This window comes from Phenylobacterium sp. (assembly GCF_044372605.1).
GTDB lineage: Bacteria > Pseudomonadota > Alphaproteobacteria > Caulobacterales > Caulobacteraceae > Phenylobacterium.
The window spans coordinates 1-8,348 of record NZ_JBILRO010000155.1 but is presented as its reverse complement, the minus strand read 5'-3'; the positions used below and the strand labels follow the sequence as shown (position 1 = coordinate 8,348).

8 protein-coding genes are annotated in these 8,348 nt (G+C 64.8%); 3 read left to right on the top strand and 5 right to left on the bottom strand.

Annotation, left to right across the window (positions count from 1 at the left end; genetic code table 11):
* Position 1 precedes the first annotated feature (1 nt).
* A complete protein-coding gene (gene rfbA / locus ACIQ42_RS12580) occupies positions 2–790 on the top strand; it encodes a glucose-1-phosphate thymidylyltransferase RfbA (RefSeq protein ID WP_397422536.1) in 789 nt (262 codons plus the stop codon).
* 126 nt (positions 791–916) lie between these two features.
* On the opposite strand, the gene ACIQ42_RS12575 is transcribed toward rfbA, so the two are convergent.
* Positions 917–1,936, bottom strand: a complete 1,020-nt coding sequence (locus tag ACIQ42_RS12575) for a calcium-binding protein (protein WP_397422535.1) — start codon at positions 1,934–1,936, stop codon at positions 917–919.
* Between the two features lie 187 nt (positions 1,937–2,123).
* On the opposite strand from ACIQ42_RS12575, the gene ACIQ42_RS12570 reads away from it, so the two are divergent.
* Positions 2,124–3,809 carry a DUF1800 family protein gene (locus ACIQ42_RS12570; protein WP_397422534.1) on the top strand — a complete coding sequence of 562 codons (1,686 nt, stop codon included), beginning with the start codon at positions 2,124–2,126 and terminating at the stop codon, positions 3,807–3,809.
* Between the two features lie 8 nt (positions 3,810–3,817).
* Positions 3,818–5,353, top strand: a complete 1,536-nt coding sequence (locus ACIQ42_RS12565) for a DUF1501 domain-containing protein (protein WP_397422533.1) — start codon at positions 3,818–3,820, stop codon at positions 5,351–5,353.
* On the opposite strand, the gene ACIQ42_RS12560 is transcribed toward ACIQ42_RS12565, so the two are convergent.
* The 4 genes from ACIQ42_RS12560 to ACIQ42_RS12545 all read right to left on the bottom strand — a co-directional run.
* Positions 5,350–5,700: a PilZ domain-containing protein gene (locus ACIQ42_RS12560; protein ID WP_397400036.1), complete on the bottom strand. Its 351-nt coding sequence runs from the start codon at positions 5,698–5,700 to the stop codon at positions 5,350–5,352. The genes ACIQ42_RS12565 and ACIQ42_RS12560 overlap by 4 nt on opposite strands.
* A 107-nt stretch (positions 5,701–5,807) precedes the next feature.
* On the bottom strand, positions 5,808–6,824 hold the full coding sequence (gene virB11 / locus ACIQ42_RS12555; RefSeq protein ID WP_397400035.1) for a P-type DNA transfer ATPase VirB11: 1,017 nt from the start codon (positions 6,822–6,824) through the stop codon (positions 5,808–5,810).
* Complete coding sequence (virB10, locus tag ACIQ42_RS12550; protein ID WP_397422537.1) at positions 6,821–7,903, bottom strand: type IV secretion system protein VirB10; 1,083 nt, start codon at positions 7,901–7,903, stop codon at positions 6,821–6,823. The genes virB11 and virB10 overlap by 4 nt, the downstream gene beginning before the upstream one ends.
* Positions 7,900–8,348 (bottom strand): TrbG/VirB9 family P-type conjugative transfer protein (locus ACIQ42_RS12545; RefSeq protein WP_397422531.1); only part of this gene is annotated, 449 nt, incomplete at its 5' end. The genes virB10 and ACIQ42_RS12545, both read right to left, overlap by 4 nt.

The window sequence follows — 8,348 nt, the reverse complement described above, 5'->3', positions numbered from 1 at the left end:
TATGCCGGTCTATGACAAGCCGATGATCTACTATCCCCTTTCGGTGCTGTTTCTGGCCGGGGTGCGCGAGATCCTGATCATCACGACGGCCGAGGACCAGGCCGGCTTCATCCGCCTGCTGGGCGATGGGTCGCGGTTCGGCGTGAAGTTTGAGTACGTCATCCAGCCAACACCGGGTGGCCTGGCGGAGGCCTATCTGCTGGGCGAGGATTTCATCGGTGGCGAGCCCAGCGTGCTGATCCTGGGCGACAATATCTTCTTCGGTCAGAATTTCGTGCAGATGCTGAAGTCCGCCGACGCGCGCAAGGGCGGCGCGACGGTGTTTGGCTATCCGGTGCACGATCCCGAGCGCTATGGGGTGGTCGAGATGTCACCGGACAACCGGGCTCTGTCCATCGAGGAGAAGCCCGCGAAGCCCAAGTCGAACCTCGCGGTGACCGGCCTCTATTTCTACGACGGTCGCGCCAGCGAAATGGCCAAGACGCTCGAGCGCTCGGCCCGCGGCGAACTCGAGATCACAGCGCTCAATGATCTCTACCTCAAGCAAGGCGAGCTCCACGTGGAGATGCTGGGTCGAGGCTTCGCCTGGGAAGACGCCGGAACCCACGACAGCCTGATCCAGGCCGGTGAGTTGATCCGCACCTTCGAACAGCGCCAGGGCCTCAGGATCGGCTGCCTGGAGGAGATCGCCTTCCAGAACGGCTGGATCGATCAGGCTGAGTTGGTCAAGCAGGCGGAGTTTCAAGGCAAGAGTGAATACGGGAAGTACCTGCGTAGTCTAGCTAACTGAGCCTTGGGGGTCGCGAGACTGTCGTTCCGTTGAACGACATCAGCATCTCGTGTCTGCGAACGCCGATGCAGCATGGGCATGCGTGGCCTTGTAGAGCGTTGAGCGCCACCTAGCACTCTGAGGCCGTCACCCCACGAAAACGCTGCTCCCCAGCAGCCCGCTCATCGAAACCCCCACCAGCACTACCGAACCGGCGCTCATGGTGATTACGGTGTCTGCGCCGACCTGGGCCATGGTGTAGGTCGTTCCGGGCTCCAGCTGCACCCGGTCGCCCTGGGCCACGCTGAAGTCAAGCACGCGGTCGACCCCTGCCTGGCTGAAGGAATAGAAGATGTCGGCGCCCGCGCCGCCGGTCATGGTGTCGTCGCCACGGTCACCGGAGACGAAATCGTTGCCGCCGCCGCCGCTCAGGGAATCGTTCTGCTGGCCGCCGCGGATGGTGTCTGCGCCGTTGCCGCCATCGCAGGTGTCGTCGCCGAGATTGCCATAGACCAGATCGCCGCCGTCCTCGCCGAACAACAGGTCATTGTCCTTGCCGCCCACCACCCAGTCATCGCCCGGTCCGCCGGCGGCGGTGTCATTGCCCATATTGCCGTTGATGTCGTCGAAGTTGACGCCGCCCACGATGGTGTCGGCACCGTCGTCGCCGCGGAGATAGTTGGCGCCGCCTGAGTCGACGATGGTGTCGTCGCCCTGTCCGCCAAAGACCTGGTCATCGCCTTCGCCGCCGTCGGCGAAATCTGCGCCGGAGCCGGTGTTCAGCGTATCGGCGCCGGCGAACCCGCGCACGCGGTCGTCGAGACCGGATCCGGTGATCGAGTCGGCGCCGGCAAAAATCCCGGCCTTGACCGAGGCATTGTCTCCGGCCAGCACCCAGCCTCTGAAGGTGGAGGCCGACAGGTTGAGGCCGGAGATGTCGTAGGCCAGGCCTGCGTCAGTGGCGATGACAATCCTGTTGATCGTGCCCGCACTGGGCGGCCCCCCTCCGGAGAACTGAAAACCGACGCCGAAGAACTGGCTGATCACGCTGCCGACGCGGATTTCCTGAGAGGTGGCCGTCGAGGAGGTGACCTGACCAATTGCCAGGGGTCCCAGATCCAGAAGATCGAAATCGATGCCGGAGACTCCAGCGACAAATGTGGCCATGACCGCCTCCTGATCCGGCGATGTTACCGGTTTCGCCCGCGCACTCAATGGCACGACGTGCGACGGACAATCCGTCGGACTTCGTGAAAGAAGTGTACACCAGAAGCTGTCATGTTTGCGGCGGTAGACTTTCAAGTCGCATCTAGCCAAGCTTACGATGGACGAGGACCCTGGAGTGAGGAACTCAATGCCACGCAATCCGGCGCGATGGTTCGCCGTACTCGTCTTGATGACCCTCGCGGCCTGCAGTGGCGCCAGAGGAACCGGCGGAGCCGCGGGCGGAGCCCCGATCACGGCGGCTGAGGCTTCCCGGTTTCTGGCGCAGGCCTCATTCGGGCCGACCGATAGCTCGATCAGCGAGGTTCGGGCCAGCGGCTACTCCCAGTGGATCGATCAGCAAATGATCGCGCCGCAATCGACAACCCACGTGGAGGATCTGAACGCGCGCTTCGAGGCCCTGAGGGCGACGAACCCGAACGGGTCCCTGAATCCATCAGACTTCTATTGGACCTTCTGGGAACACGCCGCGACGGACCAGGACCAGCTCCGGGAGCGCATGAAACTGGCGCTATCGGAGATATTTGTGATCTCGCTCACCGACACCAACGTCGGAACCCTGGGCGCCGGATCCTACTATGACATGCTGGGGGCCAACGCCTTCGGGAACTTCCGCACGCTGCTGGAGCAGGTGACCCTGCATCCGATGATGGGCGTCTATCTGACCTGGCTGGGCAATCAGAAGGAAGATCCCGTCACCGGGCGCAGTCCGGACGAGAACTATGCGCGCGAAGTCATGCAGCTGATGACCATCGGCGTGGTTCAGCTGAACCAGGATGGAACCGCGAAGCTGGATGGGCTCGGCCGCACGATCCCCACCTACACGACGGATGACATCGCGGGCCTCGCCAAGGTGTTCACCGGCTACAGCTACTATTCGCCGAACCCCAGCTCGAACACCTTCCTTGGGCGTAACAGGGCGCCGGACGCGACAACCAGGTCCATGATCGCCTACCCGGCCTTTCATTCCCTCAGCGCCAAGACCTTCCTGGGCGTCAGCATCCCGGCATCCAACGTCGCCAACCCATCGGGTGATCTGCAGATTGCCCTCGACACCCTGTTCAACCACCCGAACGTAGGGCCATTCATCTCGAAGCAGCTGATCCAGCGGCTGGTGACCAGCAATCCGACCCCCGCCTACGTCAGCCGTGTGGCCGGGGTGTTCAACAACAATGGACGTGGCGTTCGCGGCGACATGAGCGCTGTCGTCCGGGCGATCCTGCTCGACACCGAGGCGCGAACCATCGCTTCAGGGTCGGGGGGCGGAAAAATTCGCGAGCCGATCATCCGGATGGCCAACTGGATGCGGGCTTTCAAGGTGACGTCCGATACTGGCGAATGGAGGATCGGCTCCACCAGCGCCAACACCTCGCTGGGTCAGACCGCCCTGACCGCGCCTTCGGTCTTCAACTTCTTCCGGCCAGGCTATACGCCGCCAAACACTCGCGTGGGGGCGGCGGGCCTGGTCTCTCCGGAGTTCCAGATCGTCGATGAGGTGACGGTCTCAGGTTATCTGAACACAATGCAGACGACGATCGACGCCGGCATCGGCGCCGCCGCCAACGGCCTGCGCGATGTTCGCAGTACCTATGCCTCCGAGATCGCCATCGCCAACGACGCCAACGCCCTGGTGGATCGGGTCAATCTTCTGCTGCTGAACGGGCAGATGTCGTCCACCTTGAGGACGCGCATCGTGGACTCGGTAAACTCGGTGGCGATCCCGGCGACGGGTGTGCAGACCACGGCGCTGACAAATCGCGTCAAGCTGGCGATTTACATGACGATGGGCTCCTCCGAATACATGGTGCAGCGATGAGCAACAGCATGGACCGCCGCCATCTGCTGCGCCTGGGCGGGGCGATGTCGGTATTGGGCGCGGGCGCACCGTTCGCGCTGCAACTGGCGGCCGCCGGATCCGCGGCCGGGCAATCGGCGCCCGACTACAAGGCCCTGGTCTGCATCTTTCTGTTCGGCGGTAATGATGCGCACAACACCGTTCTGGCCACGGACACCGACACCTGGGGCCGCTATTTCGCGACGCGCAACACGGGCGCTGACCCCATCGCCTTGATGCCTCCGGGTACGCCGCCGGTGGCGGTCGGACAGACCAGCTCCCTCACAGGGCGTGTGGCGGCGGCCAATACGCCCGAGGCCTGGGGCGGGGTCCTTCCGATCACCCCGATTACCAGTCAGCCGATCCCGGCCGGCACCAACGCCTCGGCGCGGACCTTTGCGCTGCATCCGTTCATGGGGCCGCTGCAGTCCCTGTTCAGCCAGGGCCGGCTGGCGATCCTGGCCAATGTCGGAACGCTGATCCAGCCGACAACCAAGACCCAGTATCAGGCGCGCTCGGTCCCCCTGCCGACCAGCCTGTTTTCGCACAATGACCAGCAGTCCACCTGGCAGGCGCTGTCCACCGAGGGCGCGCGCACGGGCTGGGGGGGGAAGTTCGCCGACCTCGTGGCTGGCATGAACGGCGGCAACACCCTGTTCACGGCGGTCTCAACCGCCGGGAACGCGGTTTTCCTGTCGGGGCAATCGGTGGTTCAGTACCAACTCTCGACCGGCGCCCAGCCGGCGGTGGTCATCACCGGACAGTCGGGGAACACGCTGTTCGGATCATCGCTCGCGCCGTCGCGAGTGCGCGACCTGATCACCGACACCAACCTGACCAACAATTTTGCGGCGGACTATTCGACCGTAGTGGCGCGGTCGATCACGGCGTCCAGCACGATCAACGGTGCCTTTACCCAGGGCGCGGTGACCGGCGTCCAGGCGGCCCCTGCCTACACCAACCCGATCAGCGGCCAGACCGAGGCCAACAGTCTGGCGCTTCAGCTACAAACGGTCGCGCGGATGATCGCCGCTGGCCCGGGACTTGGGGTCAGGCGCCAGGTGTTCTTTGTGAGCCTCGGCGGCTGGGACACACACGATTTCCAGAACACCACCCAGCCAAATCTGCTGGCAAAGGTTGCGCATGCGATGGCGTATTTTGACACGGCGCTGTCCAACGTGGGCGGTATCGACCGTCGTGCGCAGGTGACGACGTTCACCGCCTCTGATTTCTCGCGGACCATCACCACAAACGGCGACGGCACTGACCATGCCTGGGGTGGCCACCATTTCATCATGGGCGGGGCCGTGAAAGGGCGGGACATCTATGGCCAGTTCCCGACCATCGGCCCGGATGTCGGCGGCTTCAACAATCCGGACAATATTTCCGGCTACCAGATCCCGACGACATCGGTGGACCAGTATGGTGCGACACTGGGGCGCTGGTTCGGGGTGTCAGAAACCGACCTCGATCTGATCTTCCCGCGTCTGAGCGGTTTCCGAAGCCGGAACCTCGGATTTCTTTAGGACCTCGGACGAAGGCCGATCCAGGCTTCGCGAACCGTCGCCAGCCGGGGTTGGTCCATGGTCTCCAGTTCGTGGCGCATCTCGAACGAAAGTCCGGCCAGGTCGCCGCGCCGCCACTTCAGGACCACCTCAAAGGCGACGCCTGTCTGGTGCATTAACAGGATGAAGCGAGGCGGCAGCTTGTAGAGCGACGAGACGTGGATCTTGGCGCCGCTGGCGCTGAGATCGCGCAACTCGCAGTCCGCCCACATCGCAAGCTTGTCGCCAAAATAGGCGCGAACGGGCTGCCGCACCGATTCACGCGGGTCGACCCGCCGTTCGACGTAAACTGACGCCAATCTGCCCATACCTTCTGCCCCCCACAGGAATTGCCGCGTGTGATGAAATCACATCCGGCGCAAGCGCAATCAGCGCCTTCAAGCTTCCTCATGCCATGGAAAGATTTGTACTTTGTTTAGAGCGCGGCGGCTTTCGATAGCGGCTGCCGTGCGCCGCGTGGCCGGAAATGGACCTGACTGACCCGCCGGGCGCCGCCTGTCCGATCCAGCTGGACGACCACATCGATCACCCGCGAGACATAGGTCTGCACCTTGTCCCAACCCAGGTCTATTCCGGACGTCAGCGACAGCAGGGCGATCTGGTCCAGCGCACCGGCCGGACTGTCGGCATGCACGGTCGTGAGCGATCCGGGATGGCCGCTGTTGACAGCGCGCAGGAACGCGAAGGCCTCGCGGCCGCGCAGTTCGCCAAGCAGGATGCGATCCGGGCGTAGTCGAAGGGCGGCAGCCAGCAGCGCATCGGCGTCGACACGGGCTTCGCCTAGATCGCCGCGGACGGCAACCAATCCCACGCTGTTGGGGTGGTCCAGCCGGACCTCCGGAGCGTCCTCGATCACCACCAGTCGTTCTGCGCGGTCTATCTCCTTGACCAGGGCGTTCAGCAAGGTGGTCTTGCCGCTGCCGGTGCCGCCGGAGATGACGATGGTCTTACGCAGGCGCACGGCGCGCTGGAGGAAGGCCGCCAGGTCGCCGGTTTCGAGCAGGGTTTCCAGTTCGGCGTCTGCCTGGGCTTCCTGGACCGGATCGGCGCGGGCGGCTACGTCGAACAGGCCGTCGCGCGCAAGGTCGGTGACGCTGAGATCCGAGATCAGGTGCTTTCTGACCGCAAGAGCCAGGCCGCCCCGTGTGGCCGGGGGCGACACCACCTGTACGCGGCTGCCGTCGGGCAGGGTGGCCGATAGCAGGGGTTGTTCCCGATTGACGCCCTGATGGCTGGCTGCCGCGATCTGCCGGGCCAGGCGCTGCAGGGCCACCTCGGTGAGCTCGTCAGCGGGTTCCCGACACATCGGCCCCGAGGTCGTCTCGACCCAGACCTCGCCCGGACGATTTATCAGAACATCGGTGACGTCAGGCCGTGAAAGCCAGGGTGCGAGCGGGGCCAGATAGGCGCTGAGATAGACGTTCGCGGTCAACGGACGACCGCGGAGAAGTCCAGGTCCCGGGCCACCGAGACCTGCACGGGCACGCCCTGAGCGACCTTGATGGTGTCGGGGATGTCGATCTGTTTTTGAAGGGCGATGGAGGCGACCTGGTTCGCCTGGGTAGCTGAGCCGATGACCAGGGTGGTGTTATTGCCCCCGGAGCCATTGGCCAGAGCGGTGGTCCCGGCCGAGATCACCGACAACAGGATGGCTGACCCGAACCGCTTGAAGAAGTGACTGTCGACTTCGCCTTCGAGCCCGCCGCGGCCCAGTCGATCGGTCGCCGGGGAGCCAACGTCAATGCTCACGCCTGTGGGCGTGATGATCCGGGTCCAGACGACGAAAGCCCGTGTCTGGCCGACAGCCGCAGCGCTCTTGTACTGACCGATCAGCTTGGAGCCGCGCGGCACCAGGACCCGGCTTCCGTCGAAGCTGCGGACGTCACGGCTGACCACGGCGCGGACCGAGCCAGGCAAATCGGAATTGATGGCGGTCTCCAGCACGGCGGCGATGATCGCGCCCTGGGGAATGGTGCGGCCAAGGTCGCGCATCTGGCTGGCCCGGGCGGTGTCAGATGTGCCGCCGGCGACGCGGGCAGAAAAGCGTTCTTCTGCGGATTGGCGCGTATCGTTTGCGGGACCGGCCGGAACGCCAGCCCCTGCGACGGCAGCCGCCTGCGCAACCTGGGTGGCGGCAGCGTCGGCTGGAGCGCTGAAGTCCACCACCAGCGCCGGCGCCCGCCAATGTGCTTCGGCCGGATTGACCGGTGGGGTGACGGCGGACTGGGTGAAGGGCGGCGCCGTAGGCGCGGCCTGCGGCGGCGGCGGCGGCGGTGCGGCGGGCGGGGCAGGGTTGGGCGTGGCCGCCGGCTGGGGTGAAACCGGCGCCTGGGCGCGCGCCTCGCGACCACTGCTCAGGCCGTTGAAAACCAGAAGGCCCAGCACGCCGGCGCCGGCCACGCCGGCCCACACCGTCAGTGGAGATTGCGGCTGCCGCACACGCGGCTTCGATGCCTCGCCGTGAGCGAAGACGGGGCTGAGCGCCGCTTGTGGTTGGTCGTTGCGCGTCATCGCCGCCACCAGGGATCCTTCTTGCGCTGCCGAAGCGCGCTGGCCTCCTCCACCCGGAAGCCGTCGTTGTAGATGCGGGTGATCTCGCTGCCCCGCCGCAGAACGAAGCTCTGCGCTATCCGGTCGATCACGACATAGCCGTCGCGCTCTCGGCTGTTGACCACAGACTCTCCGCCATCGGAGTCCACGACATAGATCGCCGGGAGATCCTCTTCGCGCCGAAACGAGAAATAGGTGTCCTGGCCGTCATCGAACACCCTGACCGGCAAGGTCTTGCCGGAGCCATCGTAGGAATAGGCGGCGTTACGTTCCATTGGCGGCGGCGGCGGCGGCGGTATCTCGATCACCGCCATCACGGGCAGTTCATAGAGGAAGCGTACGGTGAAGGGCAGGTTCCGCGACCCTTGTTTCTGGACGCTGAGCTGGAAATTGTAGCGCCGCAGAT